Origin of the sequence: Mesorhizobium wenxiniae (assembly GCF_002284535.1) — a bacterium.
GTDB lineage: Bacteria > Pseudomonadota > Alphaproteobacteria > Rhizobiales > Rhizobiaceae > Mesorhizobium > Mesorhizobium wenxiniae.
Genome location: NZ_NPKH01000020.1, coordinates 146,125 through 171,947, shown reverse-complemented (window position 1 = coordinate 171,947; position 25,823 = coordinate 146,125). Strand labels below are relative to the sequence as shown.

Here is a 25,823-nt window from a genome sequence, read left to right as displayed (position 1 = left end):
GATTCTTCCTGCTGTGCCTGGCTCATCCTAGACGATCGAAGGGGCTGGAGGGAAGGCTTGGCACTGTCTTTCAGCCGCTCGGCGTCTCCGGCGACAGATGCGCGCTGGCGCGGTACGCCGAGGCCGCTGTCCGGCGGCTCGCCGGCAGCCGGCCGGTCCTCGATCATGTGCATGGTACGCCAATGCGGAGGGGTTTTTGAGCGTTTCAGGCGGCTGGGCAAATGTCCCACACCGCCGCGACGAACCCGTCCAGCACGCGTTTCTGGCGGTCTTGTCGAAGTCGATGGTTCGGCTTGTTGCCGTCGATGGCCGAAATGTTGCCGTTGCCGAATTTCTGGTGAAAGACGCGGTCGCCGACACTGAAGGCGGATGGCGTGTCGGCGACGGATTTGGCGACCAGCTCGCCGTCGATGGTGCGGCCCTTGATGGAGGTACGGCCAGCGCCATAGCATATAGAGCGCGACGCCGATCGACTGATTGACGAAGGCCAGCGGGATGGCGGCGATGTAGAGGGCAATTGAGATCTTTCTCTTGCGGTCGGTGCCCAACGCTTTTGTGCAGGCCGAAGCACCGAGTTCGCCCTTGCCGTTGATGCGTTGGATTTTTTCCAACACCCCTCATTTGCCTTCACTTCGTTCAGATATTTCTTTTCACAACAACGAGGGGAAGGCCATCATCAATCGCTGTCTCGTGCGATCAGCTCCAGCGGCCAGACCTCGCGGATGATCCGGGCCCCCTCAGGGCCGGCGAAGGCCGGAATCGACGCCAGCAACATTTCGGCCAGCCGCCGTCCCATCGGCTCCAGGGGAGGGCGGAAGCCGGTCAGCGCCGGTGAGAAATAGCGGCAGAGCGGCGTGTCGACGATGACGATCACCGCAATGTCGTGACCCGGCCTGATGCCCATCTCGGCCAGCGCCTTGCAGCCGCCAAGTGCCATGGCGTCATTGTTGAAGATGATGGCGGTCGGCGGATCCTTGGGGCGCATCACCTCAGGGGTCACCGCGTAGCCGCCGGCCTCGTTGATGAAGCCGTCGGCGACCAGTTCGGGGTCGAATTCGATGCCGTGCCGCCGCAACGCCTTGCGATATCCGGTGAGGAACAGATAACCGAAGTTGAGATCGAGCGACGGGCGGATGGCCGCAATGCGGCGGTGGCCGCGCGCGACGAGACGATCGACCGCGTCAGCCCCGGCTTTTTCGAAGTCGAGGTCGAGCGAGGGGTAGGCATCGCCGCCAGAGCGGCTGCGGCCAAGCGTCGCGAACGGGAAACCGGCCTGGGTCAGATAGTCGATGCGCTCGTCCTCGCGCCGCGTCCAGGCCAGCACCACCGCATCGGCCCGCCGGGTCTCGACGACACGGCGCAGGCGCTCCTGCTGATAGTCGCCCGGCGCGCCCATCACCACGATCAGGTCGAGTCCGCTTTCGGCGAGCTTGGCCTGCAACCCGGTCAGGAACGGAATGAAGAACGGCTCGCCATATTCCTGATCGCCCGGATGCGGCTGCAGCATGAAGGCGATCGAATGGGTGGCGCCGCGCCGCAAACTGCGGCCGGACTGGTTCGGCGAATAATTCAGCTTCTTGGCCGCATCGAGCACGCGCTGGCGTGTGTCGGCGTTGACGTCGGCGCGGCCGTTGAGCGCGCGCGACACCGTGCCGATCGAAATGTTCAGGTGACGCGCAAGGTCGTGAATGCTGGACGCCAAAGGACAGTTCTCCCCTAGCCTGGCTAGCACCGGCTGCTCTCCGGGCCAAGGTGATCAAGGTGATTTTCGGGAGCGGCCAATTGACATTCTACGCCTTCGGGTGTGTTCTCGTAAACGTTTACGGAAAAACGTTTACGGTCATGCCGTGAATGCCGTGACGATCGGTCTGGAGGGGCCGAGCGGAGGAGGAGCGCTGGATGATGAATGTCGTCCTGGTCGGCTGCGGAGCGATGAGCAAGGCCTGGCTCGATGCAGCCAGGCAGGTCGCCGGGCTCGCCATTGTCGGGCTTGTCGACCTTGACGCCGAGCGGGCGAGGGCAAGGGCGCGCGAATACGAGCTTGCCGGCGCGGTTATCGGAACCAGCCTCGACGCCGTGCTCGACCAGACCCGGCCCGATGCGGTGTTCGACGTCGTGGTTCCCGCGGCCCGGCGCGACGTCGCGCTTTCAGCCTTTGCCCATCATTGCCATCTCCTGACCGAGAAGCCGCTCGCTGACAGCCCGGACAATGCGCGCGCCATCGTTGAAGCCGCCCGGCGCGCAAAGCGCGTGCACGCCGTCATCCAGAACCGCCGCTACGTCGGCAATGTCAGGCGTATCAGGCGTTTTCTCGAGTCCGGCGCCATTGGTGCTGCGACCAGCATCCACGCCGACTTCTTCGTCGCGCCGCATTTCGGCGGCTTTCGCGAGGAGATGCGCCATGTGCTGCTGCTCGACATGGCGATCCACACATTCGATGCCGCCCGCTACATGGTGGCCGGCGAGCCGGCCGGTGTCTATTGCCAGGAGTGGGAGCCGGCCAATTCCTGGTATCGGCAAGGGTCGTCGGCAACCGCAAGCTTCGACCTAGGCGGCGGCAAGCTGTTCACCTATGCCGGCAGCTGGTGCGCGGCCGGATTCCGCACCAGCTGGGACAGTACATGGCGGATCGTCGCCGAGCGCGGCAGCATTGTCTGGGACGGCGAGGACGGGCTGAAGGCGGAAATCGTGCAGCCGGTCCGTGAAGGCCTGTTCGACCGCACCGAACCGATAGCCGTGCCGTCGCTCGACCCGGCCGATCGCGTCGGCGGCCATCTCGGCATCATCCAGGATTTCGTCCGCGCCGTCGAGACCGGCACCGAGCCGGAGACGCGCGGCTCCGACAACATCAAGAGCCTGGCCATGGTTTTCGCTGCGATCGAGAGCGCCGAGACCGGGCGCCGGGTCGCCATCGCTGCACAGGAAGGATCATGATGCCAAACCCGCTGCTCGACATCAGGATCGGCACCATGGTGCGGGCCAACCTTGATGACCCGGCGGCTTACATCAAACAGATTCTGCCGCTCGGCTTCGAGAGCATACAGCCGTTCTTCTGGCAGACACTGGGCGGCAAGGACCTTCCTCGGCTGGCCGGCCAGATCCGGGAGGCGATCGGTGACGCCGACGTCATCGTCTCCTCGCTCGGCGTGTTCGGCAATCCGCTGGAGAGCGGCGATGTCGATCGCGGCGTGCTTCATGCCTGGGAAGCGGCCATCGACCATGCGCATCTGTTCGGCACCAGCATGGTGAGCGGCTTCACCGGCCGCATTCGCGGCAAGCCGCTGCCCGACAGCCTGCCGCGCTTCCGCGAGGTGTGGGAACCGCTGGCCAAACGCGCCGCTGACAAGGGCGTGCGCATCGCCTTCGAGAATTGCGCGATGGACGGCAACTGGGCGAGCGGCGACTGGAACATCGCCCACAATCCGGACGCCTGGGAGCTGATGTTCAACGAATTGCCCGATGACAATCTCGGCCTGGAATGGGAACCCTGCCATCAGCTTGTCTATCTGATCGATCCAATCCCGCAGATCCGCAAATGGGCGCCGCGCATCTTCCATGTCCACGGCAAGGACGCGACGGTGCGCTGGGACGTGATCCGCGAGCATGGCGTGTTCGGCCGCCTGCCATTCGTGCAGATGCGCACGCCCGGCTTCGGCGACAGCGACTGGACGCGGGTGATCAGCGAATTGCGGCTGGCCGGATACAAGGGTGCCATCGACATCGAAGGCTGGCACGACCCGGTCTATCGCGGCGACCTCGAGATTACCGGCCAGGTGCGGGCGCTGGATTACCTCAAGCAATGCCGGGGAGGTGCCAGCTACCTGCCAAATCCAGGTTGAGAATCCGGCCCGGCGGGAGGGCCGGTCAGTGAAGCATTGCGGCGAAAAGCCGAAGCATTCGTCGAAACCCCTCGGCTTGCGAGGGAACAATGGGAGGAACGTGCATGAGCATCGCGATGAGAACGACCGTTCTGCGCTCGACCGTCGTGGCGGCCGCCACGGCGCTCGCCGCCGCCATCTCCACCTTGCCGGCGCAGGCGCTCGACGCCCAGTGGTGCAAGGACGTCCATATCCGCTTCTTCGTCGGCGGCGCCGAGGGCGACGCCTTCGGCACCATCGTCTACAATGGCGCCAAGCAGGCGGCGGCCGATCTCGGACCGAAGGTCGACTACATCTTCTCCCAGTGGGACGCCGAAAAGATGGTGCAGCAGCTGCGCGAGGCCGTCGCGGTCAAGCCCGGCGGCATCGCCATGATGGGCCATCCTGGTGACGCCTCGATCATGCCGCTCGCCGAACAAGCGCACAAGGACGGCATCAAGATGATGTACCAGAACGTGCCGGTGCCGAAGGTGGTGGCGGCGTTCGGCGGCGGCTATGTCGGCGCCCAGCAGGAGCAGCAGGGCCGCGCGCTTGGCGCCGAAGCGCTCAAGCTTGCCGGGCTCAAGGCCGGCGACAAGGCGATCATGATTGGCCCCTTCGAGAACGAGGCCCGCGGCGCGCGCGAGCGCGGCACGGTTGCCGTGTTGAAGGAGGCCGGCGTCGAGGTCATCCAGCTCCCCTCGCCGCCGAGCGGCGAATGGGCTTCCGATCCCAATCTGGCCATTCCGGTGCTCACGGCGGCACTGCTCAACAATCCCGACGTCAAGGCGGTCGGCTATCCCGGCGGCCAGATGCTCGGCAACGTCGCCACCTACATGCAGGCGGCTGGACGCAAGCCGGGCGACATCTTCAACTTCGGCTTCGACACCAGCCCGCAGATCGTCGAAGCCTTCAAGGGCGGCTGGGTGCAGCTCACCGCCGACCAGCAGCCCTTCCTGCAGGGCTATCTGCCGATCCTCAGCCTCTGCCAGCAGGTGGTGCTGGGTCTGGCGCCGATGAATGTCGACACCGGTGCCGGCTTCGTCACGCCGCAGAATTACGAGATCGTCGCCGAACTAGCCAAGCAGGCGCTGCGCTGACCTCCCAAGCCGCCGCCGGCCGGGATCGACCCCGGCCGGCGGGACCGCCGGCGGAAAAGGCCGGTAAGCGACAATCAAGCGAGGATCCGATGGCCGAACGCATCATCGAACTGCGCGACATCAGCAAGTCCTACGGTCAGGTCTACGCGCTGGGCGGGGTCAATCTCAGCGTCGACCGTGGCGAGGTCGTCGGCCTGATCGGCGACAACGGCGCCGGCAAATCGACGCTGATCAAGATCCTGTCGGGCGTGGTCAAGCCGACCAGCGGCGAAATCCTTGTGCGCGGCAAGCCGGTGACCGGATGGAGCGCCGCGCGCTCGCGCGACGCCGGCATCGAGACGGTGTTCCAAGACCGGGCGCTCGCCGTGCAGCAGACGATCGTGCGCAACATCTTCATGGGCCGCGAACTCACCGGCTGGCTGGGCTGGCTGAAGGTCAACAAGGAGATCGAGGAGGCGAGCCGACTGATGCGCGAGATCGGCTTCACCTCGAAAGTGTTCACGCCGCACTCGATCGTCGGCCAGCTCTCGGGCGGCGAACGCCAGGGCGTGGCCATCGCCCGCGCCATCTACAAGAAGGCTGAGCTGATTGTCCTCGACGAGCCGACGACGGCGCTGTCGCTGACCGAGACCGCCAAGGTCTTCCACTTCGTGCGCCAGGTGCGGGCGAGCGGGCGCTCGATCCTGTTCATCGGCCACAACATCCACCATGTCTTCGACATTGCCGATCGCTTCGTGGTGCTCGACCGCGGCAAGGTGGCGTTCACCGCCGGCCGCAGCGAGGTCAAGTCGGCCGAAGACCTGATCAACTTCATGGAAGACCTAGCCCACCCCGGCGGATTGCCCGGGTTGCACGAGGCCGGCGATGCGGGGAGGGCAGCGCGATGAGCAAGACCATGGAACCCGATCTGAAGAGTCCCCTCGGCGGCACGCATAATGAGGCCGCCGGGAAAGAGTGGAGACATCCATCCGACAATTTGCTGCGCGGTTTCATCCTCGACAACCGCGCCGCGCTCGGCACGCTTGCCGTGTTCATCGTCATGATGGCGCTGTTCATGATCGCCAATCCGACCGTTTTCACCACCTGGTACCTCTATAGTTCCGTGCTCACCACGCTGCCGGTGGCGCTGTTCGTGGTGGTGCCGCTGGTGTTCGTCGTCACCTGCGGCGAGATCGACCTGTCGTTTCCGGCGACAATGGGCTTTGCTTCCTGGGTCTTCGCGCTGGTCGTGCAGGCCGGCTACGACCCGTTTCTCGGCATCGCCGCCGCCATTGCAACGGGCACGTTGCTCGGCTTCCTGGTCGGGTCGCTGGTCGTCTATGGCGGGCTGTCGTCGCTGATCGCCACGCTTGGCATGAATTTCCTGCTGCGCGGCCTGATCCAGATCATCAACGAGGGCAGGTCGACGGCATTGACCGGCCTTGCCGACAGCTGGGCCTACAAGATCTTCTCCAGCCAGCTTTACGGCATTCCGGTGCAGATCTTTTGGGCCATCGGCTTCGTCGTGCTGTCGGCGCTGCTCTACAACCGCCATCGTTTCGGCGCGCAGGTGAAGGTGGTCGGCGACAATCCCGACAGCGCCCAGCAGATGGGCATCGACGTCAAGCGCGTGCGGGTGAAAGTGTTCGTCTTCGTCGGCATCGGGGCGGCGATCGCCGGCACCTTCTCGGTGATGATCAACTTCACTTGGTGGCCGACCGCTGGCGACGGCTATTTGCTGCCGGTGCTGGCATCGGTGTTCGTCGGCGGCACGCCGACCTGGGGTGGCATCGGCACGGTCGTTGGCGGTGCGATTGGCGCGGTCACCGTGTCGTTCATTCAGACCGGCGTCGTCGCGGCGGGCCTGAGCGGCTTCTACGTCCAGTTCTTCAACGGGCTGATCATCATCCTGTCGCTGCTCGGTCACAAATGGAACCAGGCGCGCTATCGCTGAACGGGACCGACGCTCACACCCCCGTGACAAACCCGTCCAGCACACGCTTCTGGCCGGCCTTGTCGAAGTCGATGGTCAGCTTGTTGCCTTCGATGGCCGAAACATTGCCGTTGCCGAATTTCTGGTGGAAGACGCGGTCGCCGACATTGAAGGCCGAGGGCTTGTCGGCGACGGATTTGGCGACCAGCTCGCCGTCGATGGTGCGGCCCTTGATCGAGGTGCGGCCGGCGCCATAGCCACTGTCGGTTTCGCCATAGCCGATGCGCTCGACCTGGTGGCCGGAACGCGTGCCCCAGTTGCGGTCGGTCGCCTCGGTGCGGTTCTGTTGCGCGCGCTGCCAGCCCGGCGTCGCGTAGGTGCTGGAGAAGGCGCCGGATTTCTCAGTGCCGCCTGTATTGCCGCCCACATTGTCGAAGCGCGACGCGCCATAGGGGTTCTGCCGGCCGCCACGTCCCGGGGCAAAAGAACCGCCGCCGTAGGAATTGCCGTAACCACCGTAGCTGTTGCCGCTCTCTGCGACTTCGACATGGGCTTCCGGCAATTCCTCGAGGAAGCGCGACGGGATGGTCGATTGCCACAGGCCGTGGATACGGCGGTTGGAAACGAACCACAAATGCAGGTTCTTCTTGGCGCGGGTCAGCCCGACATAGGCCAGCCGCCGTTCTTCCTCGAGCCCGGAGCGGCCGCCCTCGTCGAGCGCGCGCTGGTGTGGAAAAAGACCTTCCTCCCAACCAGGCAGGAACACCGTCTCGAATTCGAGGCCCTTGGCCGAATGCAGCGTCATGATGTTGACGGCGTCGAGCTCGGCGTTCTGCTCGGCGTCCATCACGAGTGCGACATGTTCGAGGAAGGAGCGCAGCGATTCGTACTCCTCCATGGAGCGGATCAGTTCTTTCAAGTTTTCCAGCCGGCCGGGCGCTTCCGCCGAGCGGTCGTTCTTCCACATGTCGGTGTAGCCGCTCTCCTCCAGGATGGTCTCGGCGAGCTCGGTGTGCGGCGTGGTCTCCAGCGCCTTCTGCCAGCGCTCGAAATTGGCGGCGACTTCGCGCAATGCTGCGCGCGGCTTCGGCTTCAGTTCGTCGCTCTCGGCGAGTTTTTCCGCAGCCTCCAGCATCGGGATGCGGAGCGCCCTGGCGGTGTCGTGGATCTGGCGGATGGTGGCTTCGCCCAACCCGCGCTTCGGCACGTTGACGATGCGCTCGAAGGCGAGGTCGTCGGCGCCTTGGGCGACGACGCGGAAGAAGGCTAGCGCATCGCGGATTTCGAGACGCTCGTAAAATCGCGGGCCGCCGATGACGCGATAGTTGAGACCGAGCGTGACGAAGCGGTCCTCGAACTCGCGCATCTGGAAGGAGGCGCGGACAAGAATGGCCATATCGTTGAGATTGTGCTTCTGCCGCTGGTACGCTTCGATGGTTTCGCCGACGGCGCGGGCCTCTTCCTCGGAATCCCAGGCGGCGTGGACATGCACTTTCTCGTCGTCCTCAGCGACCTTTTCGGTGAACAGCGTCTTGCCGAAGCGGCCCTCATTGTGGGCGATGAGGTGGGAGGCGGTGCCGAGGATGTGCGCGGTGGAGCGGTAGTTGCGCTCTAGCCGGATGATCTTGGCGCCGGGGAAATCCTTGTCGAAGCGCAGGATATTGTCAACCTCGGCCCCGCGCCAGCCATAGATCGACTGGTCGTCGTCGCCGACGCAGCAAATATTTACTTTGTTTTCGCTCACCGGCTGTTCCGCGCCTGCCGGCGCGGGCCCTCCGCGCGGGCCTCGCAACGGCTCGGGCGCCCGGTCGGGCTTGCGGCCTTCGGCCGATCGCAGATCTGTCGACGTTGAAGCACGTCCGGCATCCGGCCGTTGCGCCAGCAGGCGCAGCCACATGTATTGGGCGGTGTTGGTGTCCTGATACTCGTCGACGAGGATGTATTTGAAGCGCTTGTGGTATTCCTTCAGCACGTCCGGATTGGCGCGGAAGATGCGGATCGGGTGGCACAGGAGATCGCCGAAGTCGCAGGCGTTCAGCGTCTTCAGCCGCTCCTGGTAGGCCTTGTAGAGCTCGCGGCCCTTGCCGTTGGCGAAGGCGCGGGCGTCGCCCTCGGGAATGTCGGCGGGGCCAAGCCCCTTGTTCTTCCAGCCGTCGATCATCTGGGCGAACTGCTTGGCCGGCCAGCGTTTGTCGTCCAGCCCTTCGGCCTGGATCAGCTGCTTGATCAGGCGCACGACATCGTCGGTGTCGAGAATGGTGAAGTCGGATTTGAGCCCGGCAAGCTCGGCGTGCCTGCGCAGCAGCTTCACACCAATCGAATGAAAGGTGCCGAGCCACGGCATGCCCTCGACATTGCCTTCGCCGATCAGCATGCCGATGCGCTGCTTCATCTCCCGCGCCGCCTTGTTGGTGAAGGTGACGGCGAGGATCTGCGAGGGGAAAGCCTTGCCGGTGGCGAGGATGTGAGCGATGCGGGTGGTTAAGACGCGCGTCTTGCCGGTGCCGGCGCCGGCCAGCACAAGGACCGGGCCTTCGGTGGTTTCCACCGCCAGCCGCTGCTCGGGGTTGAGCCCGTTCAGATAATCGGGTGCTTTGTTGTGGCCGCTGCGCGCAGCCATGGCACGCGCAGCAATGCCCGACGGGGCCACGGGCCGCGCGTTCGGTTCGTCAAAAAAAGGCATATCTTCCGAAAAGCCGGACATTGTCCCCGAATGTAGTGATTCGGCAGCGAAAGGCCAGAAGTGTCTCCGTTTTGTTCTCGATCCAGGCCGGAACTTACAAATCCGGTAGAACACATCTCCAAGCTGGCCCCGCACGCGGACGTGCCGCCGCCGGGCGATACAAAGGGCAGCGACCAGGGCCTAAACCGCAATGACGTGCGCCTTACGCAGTGATATTGAAGCCGTTTCTGTCGCCGCTCGGCATTCCCTGCCAGGCGCGGCCCTGGGGCTATGTCGCGGGCGTCGATCTCAGGACCGGCAAGATCGTCTACAAACACCGCAACGGCACCGTCGACGACAGCCTCACTCATCCGTGACTGGACCGTGCGGGCTTCTACCCTATGTTGCGCGGCGGGAATTTCCCGAAGCCGAGGAGAGCGCCATGACAAAACCGAGCCCTGCCAGCCCAGCCGTCACGAGCCCGCCATCACCCAGGCGATGATAGACGCCTATGACGAATACACGCATCTGACGCTCGACCGGCGGCGCTTCATGGAACAGTTGACCAGGATTGCCGGATCAGGTGCGGCGGCGGCCGCAATTGCGCCGCTGCTGGCGGCGAATTCGGCCCGGGCAGCGATCGTTGCCGAGGACGATTCACGCGTGACCGGCGAGGACATCAGCTATCCCGGCAGCGGCGGCGAGGTCAAGGGCTATCTGGTCAAGCCGGCCGGCCAGTCCGGCAAGCTCGGCACCGTCATCGTCGTGCATGAGAACAGGGGGCTCAATCCGCATATACGCGATGTGGCGCGGCGCGTGGCGCTGGAAGGATTCGTGGCGCTTGCCCCGGACTTCCTGTCGCCGCTCGGCGGCACGCCGGCCGACGAAGACAAGGCGCGCGACCAGTTTTCCAAGCTCGATCCGGCGCAGACCGCCGCCAATGCGGTCGCAACGGTCGCTTTCCTCAAGGGATATGCGGATGGCAACGGCAAGGTCGGCGCGGTCGGCTTCTGCTGGGGCGGCGGCACGGTGAACACGCTGGCTGCCAACACGCCGGATCTGGCTGCCGCTGTCGCCTATTACGGTATGCAGCCGAAGGCCGAGGATGTGCCGAAGATCAAGGCGGCGCTGCTGCTGCATTATGCCGGGCTCGACACCCGCATCAATGCCGGTATCGACGCCTTCAAGAAAGAACTCGATGCCGCCAAGGTCGAGTACACGGTCTATGTCTATGAAGGCGCCAATCATGCCTTCAACAATGACACGTCCGCGGCCCGCTACGACAAGAACGCGGCGGACCTCGCCTGGGGCCGGACGATCGCCTTTCTCAAGGAGAAGCTTGCCTGATCAGGCATTTGCCGGTTTGTGAAAAGCGACCCCGGCCATCACCAGCGCAATGCCGATGCAATCGATAGGGCCAGGTATCTGGCGGAGCACAATGACGCCGATCAGGGTGGCGGTGACCGGCAGCAAAGACAGCATCAGCGCGAAGCTCGAGCGCGGCAGCCGCGACATGGCAAGCTGGTCGCAGATGTAGGGGATGACCGACGAGCAGATGCCGACGCCGATGGCGGCGATGAGCAGTGGCGGCGCCGAGAAAGCCGGCAGCGCATCGGTGAAGCCGACCGGCAGCACGATAAGGAAGGCGACCGCCATGGCGGCACCCAGGCCGGCGATGCCGTCGCCAGCGCCGGCGCGGGCGACGCGATGGCCAAGCACGATGTAGCCAACGAACAGCGCGCCGTTAAGGAAGGCCCAGAGCAGTCCGATCAGGTCGCTTGACCATTTGACGTCGATCAGCAGCAAGGTGCCGATGACGGCGATGACAAGAGCTGCGAGGTTGCGCGGGCTTCTGACGCCGACCAGCGCGACGCCGATAGTGCCGACGAATTCGATCGCCGCGACCAACGAGATCGGCAATCGGTCGAGTGCCAGGTAGAAGGAGCAATTCATCACGCCGAGACAGGCGCCAAAGGCGAGAAGCAGCAGTCGTGTGCGCCGGTCGGCGCCGGCGAAGACCGTCCAGGGCCGGGTCAGTGGCGCGAAGACGAGGGCGGCCGTGACGATGCGCAGCCAGGCCATGCCGAGCACGCCGACATGCGGGAAAAGCAGCACGGCGAAAGCCGGCCCGAGATAGTGGAACACGGCGCTGACGCCGAACCAGACATGCGGCGGCAGGGAGGTCGCCAGCTTGCCAAAGACAGGCCCGGCGAGGGCAGGGATTGCAGCCGGAGCTTGCGCTGGATCATCCATGAGATCATTATCGCAGGCAGTTTTTTGGATTATATGGCTGATAGTCGGCCGAAGAGATAAGCTCTTTTCCAAAACCAAGGAGTTTTGTCTGAAACGCCTTCGAAACGAAAATACCGATCTGGATGCGGCTGACCTGAAGATCCTGCGCCTGCTGGAAAAGGATGCGCGCACCAGCACCGCCGAACTGGCGCGTTCCGTCGGCCTATCGGCGCCGAGCGTAGCCGAACGCATCAAGCGGCTGCAGGAGAGCGGCGTGATCGAGGGCTATACGGTGCGGATCAACCCGGCCGCGCTCGGCATGAAACTGTCGGCATGGCTGCGCATCAGGCCGGTGCCGGGGCAACTGGCTGTGGTGGCCGAGATCATCCGCGACTTGCCGGAGATCGCGCAATGCGACCGGGTGACCGGCGAGGACTGTTTCGTCGCGCTGGCGCATGTCGGCTCCGTGGCCGAGCTCGAACGGGTGATCGACCGCATCATTCCGTTTGCGATGACCAATACCGCGATCATCCAGTCGTCACCGGTGGTGGCGCGCTCGCCGCTGGGGGCGGTGAAGCACCAGCCTTGATGTTCGAGGTGAAGTGGTCGCTCGTCAGCGCATCATCAGCTTAACTAGAAACGTCGCGCCGCCCCTCAGCGCCCTGCCGGGCACCCGTATAGTGACGGGGAGAAGGACGCGTTTGCGGCGGATTTCGTTAATCTCCAGCGTTGCAGAGAAAGCGCCAAGGCTGCGGCAAGCTCCCTTCTCCCCGTCACTATACGGGGAGAAGGTGGGGGCAGCCGGATAAAGGGCGGCGCAAACGCCCCAGAAAAATGCAACCGAACGACGAGCCTATTTTCTTCCCGCACCGATCAGGCATGGCCGCGCTTCGAGCGCGCCTGCTTCAGGATGGCGCGCCAGCGGACCATGGCGAAAGGGATCGGCTCGTTGTTGTTGGCAATGTGAAAGATCTCGTTGTTGAGGTTCTTCAGCGAGCGCCAGAAATCATAGTCGCTGATGCGTGGATCGGCTGCCAGCCTGTCCGCCTCGACGTTGATGTCGGTTTTCATGCACGTTTCCCGAACCGCTTCAGCTCCGCCCCCGTATCAACCCGATGCGGAGGGTTTTCCAACGCCGCGCTGAGTCGTTCAACGCCTCAATTCGACTTGTTCACGTTAAAACCTTGGTAAGGTTAACGGCGGTCCGACTGCGGTTCAAGCGTCTTGCGACGAATACCGATCGAACGGCCGGCGCGCTCAGGCATCGGCAGCGCCGCATGGGCGGCGCGCATGGTTTCCACCTTGGCCAGAACATCGGCCGGGAATGGCGCCACCTTCGGTCCAGACATGTCGACATGCAGCGACAATGATTCGGAAGTGGCAGCGAGCCAGCCGTCGACATGGCGGATTTCCTGGTACGCTCTGAGCCGCTTGTCGTCATGGTCGAGGAGTTGGAACGAGACATCGACCTTGTGGTCGAGATGCAGCTCCCTGATATAGCAGACATGGACTTCCGCCGTGTAGATGGTCAGCCGCCGCTGCTTCACATAATCCAGCCCCATCCCCATCATCTCGAACGCTTCGTCGGAGCAGCGGTCGAACAGCACGTTGTAATAGGCCATGTTGAGATGGCCGTTGTAGTCGATCCAGTCCTTCTCGATGGCCATGGGAGGAGAGACGAAGGGGGCGGGGGTGGACATCGAAAACTTCCTTCTGGCTGGACAGAGCGTGGTCGGTGAGACTAGAGCGGATGTGCGTCCAATTGGACGCACAAAGTACGCGTCTCAAGACTTTGAATCTTCTCATCGTGCTTTCCGAAAATCGATTCCGATTTTCGGGCCGATGCGATAAGCCTCCATAGATCCATAGCAGGGTGGGCACTGGTCCATTCGCGGAGGAAAACATGGCTCTGAGCGACCTCAATCCGGTCGAGCGCAATGAAGAAGGGATCGCCGCTGTGCTCGGCATCCTCAAGCAGCGGCTCGGCGAGAGATTCCAGACCGGCGAGGCGATCCGCGCCCAGCACGCGCATACCACCACCTACATTCCGACCCAGGCGCCGGATGGCGTGGCTCTTCCGGAGACGACGGTGGAGGTGCAGGAGGTCGTGTCGGCCTGCGCCGCACACCGCGTGCCGGTGATCGCTTTCGGCGTCGGCTCCTCGCTGGAAGGCCACACCAACGCGCCGGGTGGCGGCATCTCTGTCGATACGTCGCGGATGAATCGCATCCTCGCGGTCAACCCGCAGGATCTCGACTGCACGGTCGAGCCCGGCGTGACGCGCGAGGATCTCAACCGGCATCTGCGCGACACCGGCCTGTTCTTTCCGATCGATCCGGGCGCCAATGCATCGCTCGGCGGCATGGCGGCGACGCGGGCGTCGGGCACCAATGCCGTGCGCTACGGGACGATGCGCGAGAATGTGTTGTCGCTGACGGCGGTGATGGCCGACGGCGAGATGGTGACGACCGGCAAGCGCGCAAAAAAGAGCTCGGCCGGCTACGATCTGACGCGGCTCCTGATCGGCTCTGAAGGCACGCTCGGCATCATCACCCAACTGACCCTGAAGCTGCAGGGCATTCCGCAGGCGATTTCCGGCGGCGTCTGCCCGTTTCCCAGCGTCGAGGCGGCCTGCAACGCGGTGATCGCGACAATCCAGATGGGTATTCCGGTGGCGCGCATCGAACTGGTCAATGCGCTGCAGATGCGGGCGATGAAGAACTATTCGAAACTCGATTACCCGGAAAGCCCATGCCTGTTCGTCGAATTCCACGGCAGTGATGCCGGCGTTGCCGAGCAGGCCGAGACCTTCGGCATGATCGCCGAAGAATATGGCGGCGGACCATTCCTGTGGACCAGCGTCGCCGAGGAACGGACGAAGCTGTGGAAGGCCAGGCACGACGCCTATTGGTCGTCGCTGACGCTGCGGCCCGGCGCCAAGGGGCTGTCGACCGACGTCTGCGTGCCGATCTCGCGCTTTGCCGAATGCGTCACGCAAACCGAGGCCGACATCGCTGAGATGGGGTTGATCGCGCCCATCGTCGGCCATGCCGGCGACGGCAATTTCCATGTGCTGGTGCTGATGGACGTGGACGATCCGAAGGAAATCGCCGCAACGGAAGAGTTCGTCGCGCGGCTGAATATGCGGGCGATCGGCATGGACGGAACCTGCACCGGCGAGCACGGCATCGGACAAGGCAAGGTCGGCTTCCTGCGCCATGAACTCGGCCACAGCGTCGACATCATGCGCACGATCAAGCAGGCGCTCGATCCGCTGAATATTATGAACCCTGGGAAGATACTGCCGGCCGACTAGAGCTTTTTGCTCTTGGGGCGATCGATTTGCCTCTTTATCGACACGCGGATGCGGGTAGAGTGCGGCTGATTTTTCAATCAACTGCTCGGAGCTCATGCTCGCACGCCTGTTCGTGATCTTCGGTGGCCTTTTCGTGCTGGTGCTGTGTGCGGCGCTGGTGGTGCCGTATTTTATCGACTGGACGGGCTACCGTGCCGATTTCGAGCGCGAGGCAAGCGCCATTCTGGGCCGCAAGGTAACCGTTCAGGGCGATGCGACGGCGAAATTGCTGCCGTTTCCGTCGGTGACCTTCTCGAACGTCACTGTTGCCGGCGGCCCCGGCGGCCAGCCGGCAATGACCGTCGAGACCTTTTCGATGGATGCGGAACTGGCGCCCTTCCTGAGCGGGGAAGTGCTGATCTTCGACATGCGGCTGGTGCGGCCGAAGGCGACGATCGACATTGCCGCCGACGGCACGGTCGACTGGGCGATACGCCCGTCGTCGCCCTTCGATCCCAGCCAGATCTCGATCGAGAAGCTGACGGTGACGGACGGAGAGATCGCACTGCGCCATGCCGCCGGCGGGCGCAGCCATCTCCTTTCCGAGATCAATTCGACGATCTCTGCCAAATCGCTGGCCGGACCTTGGCGGATGGATGGTTCGCTGCGGCTCGACGGTCTGCGCAGCATGGTCGTCGCCTCCACCGGCAAGGCCGGTAGCGACGGGCAGATGCGGCTCAGGCTCAAGGCCGATCCGGACGCCTATCCGCTGGTCATCGAAGCCGACGGCAATGCCGGCATCGTCAACGGCGCGGCCATCTATTCGGGCCAGTTCAAGGTCGCAAGGTCCGACAAGAATGGTGCCGACAAGAGTTCGGCGCAGCTTCAAGGCACCGACGGTGAGATGATGAAGGCCAGCGCAGGCAAGCCGGAGCCGGGGTTCAGGCTGAACGGCAAGTTTTCGCTCGACCACCAGAAACTTGGGGTCGACGAATTCCGCTTCGAGACCGGGCCGCTCGACAACCCATACACCGCCGACGGCAAGGCTGCCGTCGAGCTTGGGCCGAACCCAAGCTTTTCGATCGAGGCCGATGGCGCTCAGGTACAGTTCGATGAAGCCGTCGGCGCCGCGGCCGGCGCCGGGCTGACGCTGTCGGCGCGTGTCGCGGCGCTGGAGCAGGCTCTGCTCGATCTGCCCAAGCCGACCATACCGGGCACCGTCGAGGTGAAGCTGCCGGCGGTGGTGGCCGGCGACACGACGGTTCGCGACGTACGCCTTTCCGCTGAGCCGGCCGATGCTGGCTGGTCAGTGAAGTCGCTGGCCGCGACACTGCCCGGCCGTGCCAGGCTGGAAGCAAATGGCATGCTCAGCGTCGAGGATCACTTCGGCTTCACCGGTTCGCTGCTTCTGGCGGTGGCGCAGCCTTCCGGCTTTGCCGCCTGGCTGTCGAGGGATGTCGACGAAGCGATCCGCCGGCTGCCGGCCGCCGGCTTCAAGGCCAAGGTCGACCTGACCGGAAAGCGCCAAGCCTTCAGCGACCTCGAACTCGTTCTCGGCAAGGCGAAATTTTCCGGTCGCATCGATTCCAGCCAGCCCGACGAGGCCAGGCCGTCGGTGCTGATGCGGCTCGAAGGTGGCGAACTCGATGTCGACGGCCTCGCCGCCTTCGCCTCGATCTTCATCAGCGACAAGGGGGCCAACCGTTTTTCCGACCGCGACCTCGATTTCCAGATCAAGGCCGGACCGGTTAGTGCCGGCGGGCTGACCGCCGATACCGTCGATACGGCGCTCAGGCTGCGCGACGGTCTGCTCGAAATCGACCGGCTCTCGGTTGGCGGGCTCGCCGGCGCCTCGATCAGCGCCACCGGCCGGATCAAGGATTTCCCGGTGAGCCCGACCGGCAAGCTCGATGCCTCCGTAGTCGCCGTCGACCTCAAGCCGTTGGTCGATGTCGCGGCGCAGCACTATCCTAATAATGCCGTGCTGAAGGGGTTGGCGGGGCGTGCGGCGGCCTATCCCGAACTGTTCCAGGATGCGCGCGTCGATCTGGTGACGAGTGCCGCCGCCAATGGCGATGGCACGACAGGCCTGGCAGTCAGCGCGCAAGGCAAGGCCGGCGGTTCGGCGTTTTCGGCGTCGCTGTCCGGCAAAGGGGTGGCCGACCGGCTTCTCGAGGCGCCGGTGTCGCTAACCTTCAACGCCAGGAATACCGACGCCACCGCACTTCTGGCGCTTTACGGCCTGCCGGCGTTGCCACTCGGCATGCTTGGCGAGGCGACCACCGATGTCTCGGCAAAAGGCACGCTTGGCGGCGGCATGGCGACGAGCTTCAACCTCATCGGCAACGACTTCAAGGCCGGTTTCGACGGGACGATCGCGGGCACGCCAGAAGGCCCCACCGCAAAAGGCAAGGTCAGTCTGGAAGCCGCCGACATCGAGCCGTGGCTGATGACGACAGGCGTTGGCTTGCCGGGGATGGGGACAGGCATGTCGACGTGGCTTGCGGCCGACGCCGATTTCGGCAACGGCCTTCTGGTTCTGTCCAGGCTCAGCGGCGCTATCAACGAGGCGGCGGTTTCCGGCGACGTCAATGTCGACGTCAAGGACGGGCTGCCGCATCTTGCCGGCGCGCTGGCACTCGATGAACTGGATCTCGATCCGATGGCGGTGGCACTGTTTGGCGACCAGGCCTTCCTGGGCGCCGGCGGGGCCTGGCCGACCGCCCCATTCAGCCAGAAGTCCAGCCTGCCATTCACCGCCGAACTCGACCTGACCACGGCATCGCTGGCCGCCGGCCCGCTGGCCACGGCCTATGACGCAGCGCTTTCGCTGAGGCTCGATCAGGAAGGCATCCGCGTGTCGGACCTCAAGGCAAAGTTCGCCGGCGGTGCGCTTTCCGGGCTGTTCGAGCTGAAGAACAATGACGGCACCGGGCTTTTCTCCGGCCAGATGAAACTTGCCGGCGCCGATCTGGCCACCGTGCTGCCACAGGCTGGCATCAGCGGAAGCGGCGATTTCTCGGCGGCGCTCTCGACCAGCGGCAAATCGGTCGATGCGATGGTTGCGGCGCTGTCCGGTTCCGGCACGGCGGCGCTGAAGGGCTTGACCATTGCCGGTGTCAATCCCGAGGCCTTTGGCGCCTTCATCGCCAAGGCCGACGCGATCGGGCGCGATATCGATGCGGCAAAGACTGCCCGCTTCGCGCCGCAGATCGCCGCGGACGGCAGTTTTCCGGCCGGGGATATCGACATCGCCTTCACAATCGCCGGTGGCACGCTGAGGGCACCGCCGGTCAATCTTGAAAATCCGGCGGCGAAGCTGTCCGCCGACATCACGGCGGACCTGAACGCCAGCACGGTCGCCGTCAGCGGTTCGATCACTTATCGGCCCGGCGACGAGGCGCTGGTCGGCTCCGATCCGACTGTGAATTTCAGCGTCGACGGGCCGTTCGGCGCCGCGAAGCGGCAATTCGACAGTGAGCCGCTGGCGCAGTTCCTGACCCAGCGCGCGCTGGAAAAGGAACAGCAGCGGGTCGAGGCCATGCAGGCGGCACTGCTTGAAAAACAGCGGCTGCGGCGCGAGGTGCGTTACTACGCGGCCCTGCAAGCCGAGCGTGAGAGGGCAGCCGAAGAATTGCGCAAACAGCAGGAGGCGGCGCGGCTGCAAGCCGAGGCAGATGCCAGGGCAAAGGCTGAAGCCGAGGCAAAGGCTCAAGCCGAAGCGGAGGCGAAGGCCAAAGCGGATGCTCAGGCGCGGGCTGAAGCCGAGGCTAAAGCCAAGGCCGAGGCGCAGGCCAGGGCTGAAGCGGAGGCCAGAGCCAAGGCGGATGCACAGGCGAAGGCTGAAGCGGAGGTCAAAGCCAAGGCGGATGCTGAGGCCAAGGCTAAGGCGGATGCCGAAACGAGAGCCAGGGCGGCGCAAAAAGCGGCGGACGAGGCGGCGGGGGCCGAAGAACAGCAACGCGGGAAGATGGAAGAGGCGATGCGGATCGCTGCGGAAGAAAAGGCAAAGCTCGACGCAGAGCGCAGGGCCGCCGCTGAGCAGGCGCAGAAAATCGAGCGCGCGCCTCAGCCACCGGCCAATGACAACCCGCCGCCAGCAGAATCCGCGCCAAAACCCACGCTTGAACCTTCGTCGATCGACAATCTGCTGAAGTCGCTGGGCGGCGGATAGCTCGACCTAGACTGGTTTCATCTTTCGCTTCGCCCAATCCAAGACGTAGAGCCTGAGCGCCGAGGACAGGTTGGCATCGCGCGGCCGGGCCTCGTCGATTTCGGCGACGAGGGCGGCGAGCGTCAGTTTGCGCGCGACCGCGATGGCGACGAGGTCGTCGAAAAACGCCTTTTCGAGCGAATAGCTGGTGCGATGGCCGCGAATGGTCACCGAGCGTTTCTCGACCGGGCTCACCGGACGTGACTCATTTCACTTCAAGCATCGGATTTATCCGAAAACCGCGGCGCACTTTTCGGTCCGATACCCGGGGAATCCGGATCGCCCGAGGCTTCGCGGCGATGGCCGGCGACAAACTTTTCTGCCTTGTCGGCGATCAGACGGTCACGCTCCCGGTCGGCCTTGGAACGGCCGTGCAGCGTCCGGTTCTGTTCGGCTAGGCGCCCCTTCTCGGCTCGTGCCTTCTGCTTGCGGGCCTGGCGGAGATTGACGATGTCGGCCATGTCGCGCGGCCCGTCGGATCACTTCTTGCGGAAGGCGTCGAGCGACACCACTTCGGCGCCTTTTGCGGCATCGGCCGCGGCAGGCTTCTTTTCAGCCTCTGCGGTCTTCTTCTTCTCAGGCTTTTTCTCGGCGACGACGGCCAGCGCTTCGGAAGCGGGCTGGCCGCCCAGTTCCTCTTCTGCCGAGGTCTCCGTCCTCACGTCGAACTCGAGCTCGAAATTGACGGACGGGTCGTAAAAGCCGCGCACGGCCGAGAACGGGATTTCCAGCTTTTCCGGCACGTCGGAGAAAGACAGCCCGACTTCGAAGCCGGTGTCGGTCACCTTCAGGTCCCAATACTGGAACTGGATGACGATGGTCATCTGTTCGGGATAGCGCTCGCGCAAGCGGGAAGATACGCGCACGCCCGGGGCACCGGTCAGGAAAGTGATGAAGAAATGATGGTTGCCGGGAAGGCCGGTGCGCGCGACCTCGGCCAGGACCTTGCGCATGACGCCGCGCAATGCCTCCTGGGCCAGAATGTCGTAGCGGATGTGGTCGTCGGCCATGTGGCTGTCGGGTTCCGTTGAATCGTCCGCATAGCTGTAATCAAGCTTGAGCGCGGCGTAAACCGGATATAGACGCCGGCAGCGCAGATGCGAGAGGGCATGCCTCAGATTTGATCGCTCAGGCGCCAGCGAGCGCGCTGTGCTTTTGCGCGTCGGCCGCCGGCTGCCGCTTGCCGAAGGCGCGCAGGAAGGTGCGCACGCCATGTGTCGCCGATTGCAGCACCTCGTCATCGGTCGGCGTGCCGCCAAGCATGAAGGTGGTCTGCAATTCGGCATTGGCCAGGGCGAGGAACTGGCGCGCCGCGACATCGGGGTCCTCGATGTCGAGGAAACCGGCATGGGCGAGGCGGGCGAAACGGGCGGCGATCGCCGGCCATGTCCTGCCCGGCCCCTGTTCGCGCCATTCGGCAAAGAGCTCGGGATAGCGCTCGCCCTCGGTCTGGATCAGCTTGCGCAGGAATTTTCCGTCGCGGTTGCAGATACAGTTGCGGTTCATGCGCACAGCAAAAGCGATCAGATCGGCCTCGAGATCCTTCGGCTGGTCCGGAAAGGTGGAAATGGTGGCGAAGATGCCGGCATTGCAGCGCTCGGTGAGGTCGCGGACGATGGCGACGAAGAGTTTCTCCTTGTCGCCGTGGTGGTTGTAGATCGTCTGGCGCGAAACGCCGGCCTCGGCGGCAATCATGTCGATATTGGCGCCGGCGAAGCTTTCGCGGCAGAACACCTCGCCGGCAGCGTCCATGATGGAGGCGCGCTTTGCCTCATGACCGCGTGGCGGGATGCTGTCAGGAGAAACGTCGTGCTTCATGAAAAACTATATAGAGGTGATTGACGGATTAGACAAGAGTGTCTAAATTTATGGACTTAGCTAAAAGGAATTTCCCTCCGCAGGAAGTCGGAATTTCACGGCATGGAACGTCCTAGGATTATGCGCCGGTCGGCGGCCAATCAGATTTGAAAGAAGCCTGCTATCATGAGTCCCCGATTCCTCCGCATCGCGATCGTGCTCGGCCTGTTGACCGCCATCGGTCCGTTTGCCATCGACATGTATCTTCCGGCGCTGCCTTCGATCGGCGCGGATCTGCAGGCCAGCACCGCTGCCGTGCAGATGAGTTTGCTGATCTTCTTCCTGTCCATGGGGTTTGGCCAGATCGTCGTCGGACCGATCTCCGACATGGTCGGACGCAAGCTGCCGCTCTATGGCGGCCTCGCACTGTTCATGGTCGGCGGCATCGGCTCGGCGCTCGCTCCCTCGATCGAATGGCTGATTGCCTTCCGTTTCCTGCAAGGGCTCGGCGCCAGCGCAGGCATGGCGGTGCCGCGCGCCATCGTGCGTGACCTGCACACCGGCACCGACGCTGCCAAGCTGATGTCGCTCTTGATGCTGGTGTTTTCGGTGTCGCCGATCCTGGCGCCGCTGACCGGTAGCGTGATCATCGAGAATTTCGGCTGGCGTGCCGTGTTCTGGACGGTAACGGGTGGGGCGGTGCTCGCCACCGTCCTGCTGGCGACCTCGCTCAAGGAGACGCGGCCGGTCGAGGCGCGTGCAGGCAGTTCGTTCGGCACCGCGCTCACGGCCTATCGCTTCCTGATGGGCGACCGCAACTTCCTTGGCCTGGCGTCTATCGGCGGCTTCGGGATCGCGAGCTTCTTCGTCTATCTATCGAGCTCCTCCTTCATCCTGATCGACCATTACGGGCTGTCGCCGTCGGTCTACAGCGTGTTCTTCTCAATCAACGCGGTCGCCTTCATCGGCATGTCGCAGTTGACGGGGGTGATGTCCGAACGGTTCGGGCTAAGGCCCGTGGTGCGGGTCGCGGTGGTCGGCTATGCGACGACGATGGTGGTGCTGTTCGCGGTGATGGCGTCCGGCGTCGACCGGCTCGACGTGATGGCGGTGCTGCTGTTCGTCGGCTACGGGTTCCTCGGCCTGGTGATCCCGACGACTTCGGTGCTGGCCATGGAGGAGCATGGCGCGATCGCCGGCACGGCCTCGGCGCTGATGGGCACGCTGCACTTCGCGATCGGTGCGGTCGCCATGGGCATCGCCGGCGTGTTCTTCGACGGCACGCCGCTGCCGATGGTGGCCGGCATCACGCTTTGCGCGGTGATCTCGTTCGTGCTGGCCAAGGTCACGCTTGGCCGTGGGCGGGAGGTTGTCGAAGCGCCGGCAGAGTAGATGCTTTCCAGCGAGAGCATGAAAAGGCCGGTCATTCCCGGCCTTTTTCACGTCTGGGCTCAAGCTGCAAGCCCGCCTCGGCCAAGATAATCGCAGTCGAGCCTCGACCGGCGCCAAGGGCAACGGGACCAGCTCATAGCCCAATTCGGTGTAGATGCTGGCCAGCGCGTTCGGCTTCGTCGAGGGCTGCCTTCGCTCGCAATCCTGCCAGAAAATCTCGCGCCATGGCGGGGCGATTAAGACATGACTGGCGTAGCGGAAGCGTTGGGCGGCATTCCTGATGTGGTCGGGCACCGGCAGGCCAGTGAGGCGCAAATAATCAAGAGTGTCCGGCACGCCGCGATCGAAAGAAGACGGGACCGTTCTGTTCGAGGGCGGCTCGATAGGAGCGCAGCTCCCAGGACAGCAAGACAGCGTCGTGAAGAGGCATAGCGCAAGAAGCGCGGCCAGCAAGCCTGCTCCCATTATCGTTTCGAAGGGGGAGAGGTGGAATCGAAGGGGAGAAGTGGAGGTTTCTGTTGCCAGGTACCTCCGAACCCCGCCTAGAAGTGCGAACCACTAGGGCTTGAATTGAAGCTATCGCACCGCTTACGCGGCGAGACGTGCTTCCGCATAGTTGTCGTTGGCAACTATAAGTTTAGCCCGATAACGGTGGTACAATGCCGGGCAAAAGTACGATCTTTACACCTTCGTCGATCCTATTTCGCCCCCAGCAAAAGCCGCTCCTCGATAACAGCGGTTTTTGGTGGAGGCGCCGGGTACCGCCCCCGGGTCCGAACGGCTTATTTCATCGCCTGTTTATCGCCATAGTCGGTCGAGCCGACCAAACAGATATAGGGACCGATCATGGAAAATGAAAGGCCTCAATTGATGCTTGTCGCTGTGGTCAAACAGCCTCGCGAAGGCTTGACTTGTCAACCGTCTCAACCGAAGCTTGCCATTTGCGGCAGCGCGCCACGACCCTCATCGACCGGATCCCGTGGCGCTGACGAGGGGAATTTTGATGGCCGATTATCTTGCAGACGTGAAGAAGTACGACGCCGCGGCAGATGCCGACGCGGTCGCCAAGATCGTGAAGCATTTGGGCATTGCGCTCAGGAATCGGGATTCCTCGCTGGTGTCCTGCACGGATCCCAAGGAACTCGATCGCGTCAAGGCCAACTGGGTTGCCAAAAAGCTCGGCATAGCCGACGGCAGCAAGGCGGACGCGGCCATCGAAAAGACTTGTAAGGCGATGGAGGCCGACAACACCAAGAGCCGCGTGACCTTCTATTACCTGGTCGCCAAGGATCTGGGTAAGCTCGCCAGCCTCTGAACAATCATCCTGCATCGGCGGATGCTGGTGCGATTCCCGCGCCAGCCCAGAGCATGGCCGCGAGTGTCTTGTCTTAAGATTCTGCGCTTTGATATGTTCGGCCAGCAGCCAGTCGGTTATGATGGCCGGTAACCCGAATCGAGTCCCGAATCGAGCCGAAGCCGATGCGCCAGTACCTCGACCTCTTGAAGCACGTGCTGGAAAACGGCGCCGATCGCGGCGACCGCACCGGCACCGGAACGCGCTCGGTGTTCGGCTACCAGATGCGCTTCGATCTTGCGCGCGGCTTTCCGGTCACCACCACCAAGAAGCTTCACCTGAAGTCGATCGTGCATGAACTTCTGTGGTTTCTGGCCGGCGACACCAACATCAAATACCTGAACGACCACGGCGTCTCGATCTGGGACGAATGGGCCGATGAGAATGGCAACCTCGGCCCGGTCTATGGCAAGCAATGGCGCTCCTGGCCGGACGGCCATGGTGGCGCCATCGACCAGATTGCCAATCTCTTGAAGGAGATACGCAAGAATCCTAATTCCCGAAGGCTGATCGTTTCGGCGTGGAACCCGGCCGAAGTGGAAGCCATGGCGCTGCCACCCTGTCATTGCCTGTTCCAGTTCTATGTCTCGGAAGGCAGGCTTTCCTGCCAGCTCTATCAGCGTTCCGGCGATATCTTTCTCGGCGTGCCGTTCAACATCGCTTCCTATGCGCTGCTCACCTTGATGGTGGCGCAGGTGACGGGGCTGAAGCCCGGCGATTTCGTCCACACGCTGGGCGACGCGCATCTTTACGCGAACCATTTCGAGCAAGCGCGCGAACAGTTGCGGCGCACGCCCAAGGCGCTGCCGACGCTGTGGATCAATCCGGAGGTGAAGGACCTCTTTGCCTTCCGCTTCGAGGATTTCCGGCTGGAAAACTACCTCGCCGATGCGGTGATCAAGGCGCCCATCGCGGTGTGAGCCGCAAACATCGGGCTTCTACCTACCTTGTTTCGAAATTGTGCGGCTGTAGCGCTGTGCCGTCCGCCCGCGATGCCGACCACGACAACAGATGCTTTGACCTGCCTCGTCGGCCCTGCGATGTCGCGCTGTATCCACCGCTATTTATCGCGGCGGTGGCAGCACCATGCAAGGCCATCGGCTGGGCCATTGTCTGGCAAAAGCCCTTTCCTTGTTATATTCACATGGATATATCGATTGGCAGGCTCGCGACGATCGGATTTTCAAGCCCAGGAGAGTTCATGCTGGTGCGCAACGGTTTCGGATTGAAGGCGGCTGCCATTGGCGGCCTGACAGCGATGCTGATCGCCGCCATGCCGGTTGCCCATGCGGATGACAGATTGATCGTCTTCGCCGCGGCAAGCATGAAGAACGCCCTGGACGCCGTGAACACCGCCTGCGAGGCCGATGTCGGCGAGGTGGCAATCATTTCTTATGCGGCAAGCTCCGCCTTGGCCAAGCAGATCGAGGGCGGCGCGCCAGCCGATGTCTTCATCGCAGCCGACCTCGACTGGATGAAATATCTGTCCGACAAAAAGCTGACCAAGCCGGATACCGAAGTGAAGTTGCTCGGCAACCAGATCGTGCTGGTGGCGCCGAAGGATTCGTCGGTCGAAACCAGGATCGTAAAGGGTTTTGACCTTGCCGGGCTGATCGGCGACGGCAGGCTGGCCATGGGCGATTTCAAAGCGGTGCCGGCCGGCAAATATGGCAAGGCCGCACTTGAATCGCTCGGCGTCTGGTCCTCGATCGAAGGCAAGGTGGCACAGGCCGAGAATGTGCGCGCAGCGCTCAAGCTGGTCTCGACCGGTGAAGCAGCACTCGGCATCGTCTACGCCACCGACGCGCACGCCGAGCCCGGCGTCAAGGTGATCGGCACCCTCCCGGAGGATTCGCACCCGCCGATCGTCTACCCGGTTGCCCAGATGGCGGATTCGAGGGACAAGGATGCGCCGGCGTTTTTGGAATGCCTGCAATCCGCCAAGACAGGCGAGATCTTCAAGGCGCAAGGTTTTACGGTCCTTACGCCGAGCAACTGAGGCACGCCAA

The 25,823-nt window shown here is 63.5% G+C and carries 22 protein-coding genes, 1 other RNA gene and 3 pseudogenes; 14 read left to right on the top strand and 12 right to left on the bottom strand.

The window, feature by feature from the left end:
* Positions 1-205: 205 nt before the first annotated feature.
* Positions 206-448 (bottom strand): annotated as a pseudogene (locus tag CIT31_RS11105) (hypothetical protein); the annotation flags it as partial.
* A 228-nt stretch (positions 449-676) separates the two neighbouring features.
* The gene (locus CIT31_RS11095) at positions 677-1,702 is read right to left on the bottom strand and encodes a LacI family DNA-binding transcriptional regulator (RefSeq protein ID WP_095518640.1); all 1,026 of its coding nucleotides are present in this window, start codon (positions 1,700-1,702) and stop codon (positions 677-679) included.
* Between the two features lie 197 nt (positions 1,703-1,899).
* Between CIT31_RS11095 and CIT31_RS11090 the strand changes: the two genes are divergently transcribed.
* From CIT31_RS11090 to CIT31_RS11070, 5 genes are all read left to right on the top strand, one after another.
* A complete protein-coding gene (locus CIT31_RS11090) occupies positions 1,900-2,934 on the top strand; it encodes a Gfo/Idh/MocA family protein (protein ID WP_095518639.1) in 1,035 nt (344 codons plus the stop codon).
* Positions 2,931-3,839 (top strand): sugar phosphate isomerase/epimerase family protein, encoded by a 909-nt coding sequence (locus CIT31_RS11085; RefSeq protein ID WP_095518638.1) that lies wholly within the window; start codon positions 2,931-2,933, stop codon positions 3,837-3,839. Before CIT31_RS11090 ends, CIT31_RS11085 begins: the two co-directional genes overlap by 4 nt.
* 104 nt (positions 3,840-3,943) lie before the next feature.
* Complete coding sequence (locus CIT31_RS11080; RefSeq protein ID WP_095518637.1) at positions 3,944-4,957, top strand: substrate-binding domain-containing protein; 1,014 nt, start codon at positions 3,944-3,946, stop codon at positions 4,955-4,957.
* Positions 4,958-5,046: 89 nt separating this feature from the next.
* Entirely contained in the window at positions 5,047-5,844 is a 798-nt protein-coding gene (locus CIT31_RS11075; RefSeq protein WP_095518636.1) for an ATP-binding cassette domain-containing protein, read from the top strand.
* The gene (locus tag CIT31_RS11070; RefSeq protein ID WP_095518635.1) at positions 5,841-6,890 is read left to right on the top strand and encodes an ABC transporter permease; all 1,050 of its coding nucleotides are present in this window, start codon (positions 5,841-5,843) and stop codon (positions 6,888-6,890) included. The genes CIT31_RS11075 and CIT31_RS11070 overlap by 4 nt, the downstream gene beginning before the upstream one ends.
* 13 nt (positions 6,891-6,903) lie before the next feature.
* Here the strand turns inward: CIT31_RS11070 and CIT31_RS11065 are convergent, their stop codons facing one another.
* Complete coding sequence (locus CIT31_RS11065; RefSeq protein WP_095518634.1) at positions 6,904-9,573, bottom strand: ATP-dependent helicase; 2,670 nt, start codon at positions 9,571-9,573, stop codon at positions 6,904-6,906.
* Between the two features lie 96 nt (positions 9,574-9,669).
* Between CIT31_RS11065 and CIT31_RS11060 the strand changes: the two are divergent.
* Positions 9,670-9,905, top strand: a pseudogene (locus CIT31_RS11060) (membrane-bound PQQ-dependent dehydrogenase, glucose/quinate/shikimate family); the annotation flags it as partial.
* Positions 9,906-10,029: 124 nt separating this feature from the next.
* Positions 10,030-10,878 (top strand): dienelactone hydrolase family protein, encoded by an 849-nt coding sequence (locus tag CIT31_RS11055; protein ID WP_095518633.1) that lies wholly within the window; start codon positions 10,030-10,032, stop codon positions 10,876-10,878.
* On the opposite strand, the gene CIT31_RS11050 is transcribed toward CIT31_RS11055, so the two are convergent.
* Positions 10,879-11,784: an EamA family transporter gene (locus tag CIT31_RS11050; protein ID WP_095518632.1), complete on the bottom strand. Its 906-nt coding sequence runs from the start codon at positions 11,782-11,784 to the stop codon at positions 10,879-10,881.
* A gap of 88 nt (positions 11,785-11,872) precedes the next feature.
* On the opposite strand from CIT31_RS11050, the gene CIT31_RS11045 reads away from it, so the two are divergent.
* On the top strand, positions 11,873-12,352 hold the full coding sequence (locus CIT31_RS11045; RefSeq protein ID WP_095519319.1) for an Lrp/AsnC family transcriptional regulator: 480 nt from the start codon (positions 11,873-11,875) through the stop codon (positions 12,350-12,352).
* A 284-nt stretch (positions 12,353-12,636) separates the two neighbouring features.
* Here the strand turns inward: CIT31_RS11045 and CIT31_RS11040 are convergent, their stop codons facing one another.
* Both CIT31_RS11040 and CIT31_RS11035 read right to left on the bottom strand, forming a co-directional pair.
* A complete protein-coding gene (locus CIT31_RS11040) occupies positions 12,637-12,834 on the bottom strand; it encodes a hypothetical protein (RefSeq protein WP_095518631.1) in 198 nt (65 codons plus the stop codon).
* 122 nt (positions 12,835-12,956) lie between these two features.
* The gene (locus tag CIT31_RS11035) at positions 12,957-13,463 is read right to left on the bottom strand and encodes a thioesterase family protein (RefSeq protein ID WP_095518630.1); all 507 of its coding nucleotides are present in this window, start codon (positions 13,461-13,463) and stop codon (positions 12,957-12,959) included.
* A gap of 203 nt (positions 13,464-13,666) precedes the next feature.
* Here CIT31_RS11035 and CIT31_RS11030 point away from each other — a divergent pair, with 203 nt between their 5' ends.
* Both CIT31_RS11030 and CIT31_RS11025 read left to right on the top strand, forming a co-directional pair.
* Positions 13,667-15,079 (top strand): FAD-binding oxidoreductase, encoded by a 1,413-nt coding sequence (locus CIT31_RS11030; RefSeq protein ID WP_095518629.1) that lies wholly within the window; start codon positions 13,667-13,669, stop codon positions 15,077-15,079.
* A gap of 94 nt (positions 15,080-15,173) precedes the next feature.
* Positions 15,174-19,232: an AsmA family protein gene (locus tag CIT31_RS11025; RefSeq protein WP_095518628.1), complete on the top strand. Its 4,059-nt coding sequence runs from the start codon at positions 15,174-15,176 to the stop codon at positions 19,230-19,232.
* A 6-nt stretch (positions 19,233-19,238) separates the two neighbouring features.
* On the opposite strand, the gene CIT31_RS11020 is transcribed toward CIT31_RS11025, so the two are convergent.
* The 4 genes from CIT31_RS11020 to CIT31_RS11005 form a co-directional block, all read right to left on the bottom strand.
* On the bottom strand, positions 19,239-19,466 hold the full coding sequence (locus CIT31_RS11020) for a ribbon-helix-helix domain-containing protein (protein ID WP_095518627.1): 228 nt from the start codon (positions 19,464-19,466) through the stop codon (positions 19,239-19,241).
* 20 nt (positions 19,467-19,486) lie between these two features.
* Complete coding sequence (locus CIT31_RS11015) at positions 19,487-19,732, bottom strand: DUF4169 family protein (RefSeq protein ID WP_065010281.1); 246 nt, start codon at positions 19,730-19,732, stop codon at positions 19,487-19,489.
* A gap of 18 nt (positions 19,733-19,750) precedes the next feature.
* Positions 19,751-20,281 carry an SspB family protein gene (locus CIT31_RS11010; protein ID WP_095518626.1) on the bottom strand — a complete coding sequence of 177 codons (531 nt, stop codon included), beginning with the start codon at positions 20,279-20,281 and terminating at the stop codon, positions 19,751-19,753.
* Between the two features lie 118 nt (positions 20,282-20,399).
* Complete coding sequence (locus CIT31_RS11005; protein WP_065010280.1) at positions 20,400-21,089, bottom strand: TetR/AcrR family transcriptional regulator; 690 nt, start codon at positions 21,087-21,089, stop codon at positions 20,400-20,402.
* A gap of 165 nt (positions 21,090-21,254) precedes the next feature.
* On the opposite strand from CIT31_RS11005, the gene CIT31_RS11000 reads away from it, so the two are divergent.
* A complete protein-coding gene (locus tag CIT31_RS11000; RefSeq protein WP_095518625.1) occupies positions 21,255-22,460 on the top strand; it encodes a multidrug effflux MFS transporter in 1,206 nt (401 codons plus the stop codon).
* A 156-nt stretch (positions 22,461-22,616) separates the two neighbouring features.
* On the opposite strand, the pseudogene CIT31_RS10995 reads toward CIT31_RS11000, so the two are convergent.
* Positions 22,617-22,925, bottom strand: a pseudogene (locus CIT31_RS10995) (AAA family ATPase); the annotation flags it as partial.
* Positions 22,926-22,964: 39 nt separating this feature from the next.
* Positions 22,965-23,323, bottom strand: a transfer-messenger RNA (tmRNA) gene (gene ssrA / locus CIT31_RS10990).
* A gap of 140 nt (positions 23,324-23,463) precedes the next feature.
* Between ssrA and CIT31_RS10985 the strand changes: the two genes are divergently transcribed.
* The 3 genes from CIT31_RS10985 to modA all read left to right on the top strand — a co-directional run bounded on the left by CIT31_RS10985 (position 23,464) and on the right by modA (position 25,813).
* A complete protein-coding gene (locus CIT31_RS10985) occupies positions 23,464-23,775 on the top strand; it encodes a DUF2853 family protein (protein ID WP_095518624.1) in 312 nt (103 codons plus the stop codon).
* Between the two features lie 164 nt (positions 23,776-23,939).
* A complete protein-coding gene (locus tag CIT31_RS10980; protein WP_095518623.1) occupies positions 23,940-24,734 on the top strand; it encodes a thymidylate synthase in 795 nt (264 codons plus the stop codon).
* Between the two features lie 281 nt (positions 24,735-25,015).
* Complete coding sequence (gene modA, locus CIT31_RS10975) at positions 25,016-25,813, top strand: molybdate ABC transporter substrate-binding protein (protein ID WP_425350593.1); 798 nt, start codon at positions 25,016-25,018, stop codon at positions 25,811-25,813.
* Positions 25,814-25,823 lie beyond the last annotated feature (10 nt).

Excerpts from the sequence above, each read along its gene's own strand:
- CIT31_RS11040 (WP_095518631.1), bottom strand. The coding sequence starts at position 12,834 with ATGAAAACCGACATCAACGTCGAGGCGGACAGGCTGGCAGCCGATCCA.
- CIT31_RS11090 (WP_095518639.1), top strand. The coding sequence starts at position 1,900 with ATGATGAATGTCGTCCTGGTCGGCTGCGGAGCGATGAGCAAGGCCTGG.
- CIT31_RS11035 (WP_095518630.1), bottom strand. The coding sequence starts at position 13,463 with ATGTCCACCCCCGCCCCCTTCGTCTCTCCTCCCATGGCCATCGAGAAG.
- CIT31_RS11065 (WP_095518634.1), bottom strand. The coding sequence starts at position 9,573 with ATGTCCGGCTTTTCGGAAGATATGCCTTTTTTTGACGAACCGAACGCG.
- CIT31_RS11000 (WP_095518625.1), top strand. The coding sequence starts at position 21,255 with ATGAGTCCCCGATTCCTCCGCATCGCGATCGTGCTCGGCCTGTTGACC.
- CIT31_RS10985 (WP_095518624.1), top strand. The coding sequence starts at position 23,464 with ATGGCCGATTATCTTGCAGACGTGAAGAAGTACGACGCCGCGGCAGAT.
- CIT31_RS11010 (WP_095518626.1), bottom strand. The coding sequence starts at position 20,281 with ATGGCCGACGACCACATCCGCTACGACATTCTGGCCCAGGAGGCATTG.
- CIT31_RS11025 (WP_095518628.1), top strand. The coding sequence starts at position 15,174 with ATGCTCGCACGCCTGTTCGTGATCTTCGGTGGCCTTTTCGTGCTGGTG.
- CIT31_RS10980 (WP_095518623.1), top strand. The coding sequence starts at position 23,940 with ATGCGCCAGTACCTCGACCTCTTGAAGCACGTGCTGGAAAACGGCGCC.
- modA (WP_425350593.1), top strand. The coding sequence starts at position 25,016 with ATGCTGGTGCGCAACGGTTTCGGATTGAAGGCGGCTGCCATTGGCGGC.
- CIT31_RS11055 (WP_095518633.1), top strand. The coding sequence starts at position 10,030 with ATGATAGACGCCTATGACGAATACACGCATCTGACGCTCGACCGGCGG.
- CIT31_RS11005 (WP_065010280.1), bottom strand. The coding sequence starts at position 21,089 with ATGAAGCACGACGTTTCTCCTGACAGCATCCCGCCACGCGGTCATGAG.
- CIT31_RS11085 (WP_095518638.1), top strand. The coding sequence starts at position 2,931 with ATGATGCCAAACCCGCTGCTCGACATCAGGATCGGCACCATGGTGCGG.
- CIT31_RS11075 (WP_095518636.1), top strand. The coding sequence starts at position 5,047 with ATGGCCGAACGCATCATCGAACTGCGCGACATCAGCAAGTCCTACGGT.
- CIT31_RS11080 (WP_095518637.1), top strand. The coding sequence starts at position 3,944 with ATGAGCATCGCGATGAGAACGACCGTTCTGCGCTCGACCGTCGTGGCG.
- CIT31_RS11015 (WP_065010281.1), bottom strand. The coding sequence starts at position 19,732 with ATGGCCGACATCGTCAATCTCCGCCAGGCCCGCAAGCAGAAGGCACGA.
- CIT31_RS11050 (WP_095518632.1), bottom strand. The coding sequence starts at position 11,784 with ATGGATGATCCAGCGCAAGCTCCGGCTGCAATCCCTGCCCTCGCCGGG.
- CIT31_RS11070 (WP_095518635.1), top strand. The coding sequence starts at position 5,841 with ATGAGCAAGACCATGGAACCCGATCTGAAGAGTCCCCTCGGCGGCACG.
- CIT31_RS11030 (WP_095518629.1), top strand. The coding sequence starts at position 13,667 with ATGGCTCTGAGCGACCTCAATCCGGTCGAGCGCAATGAAGAAGGGATC.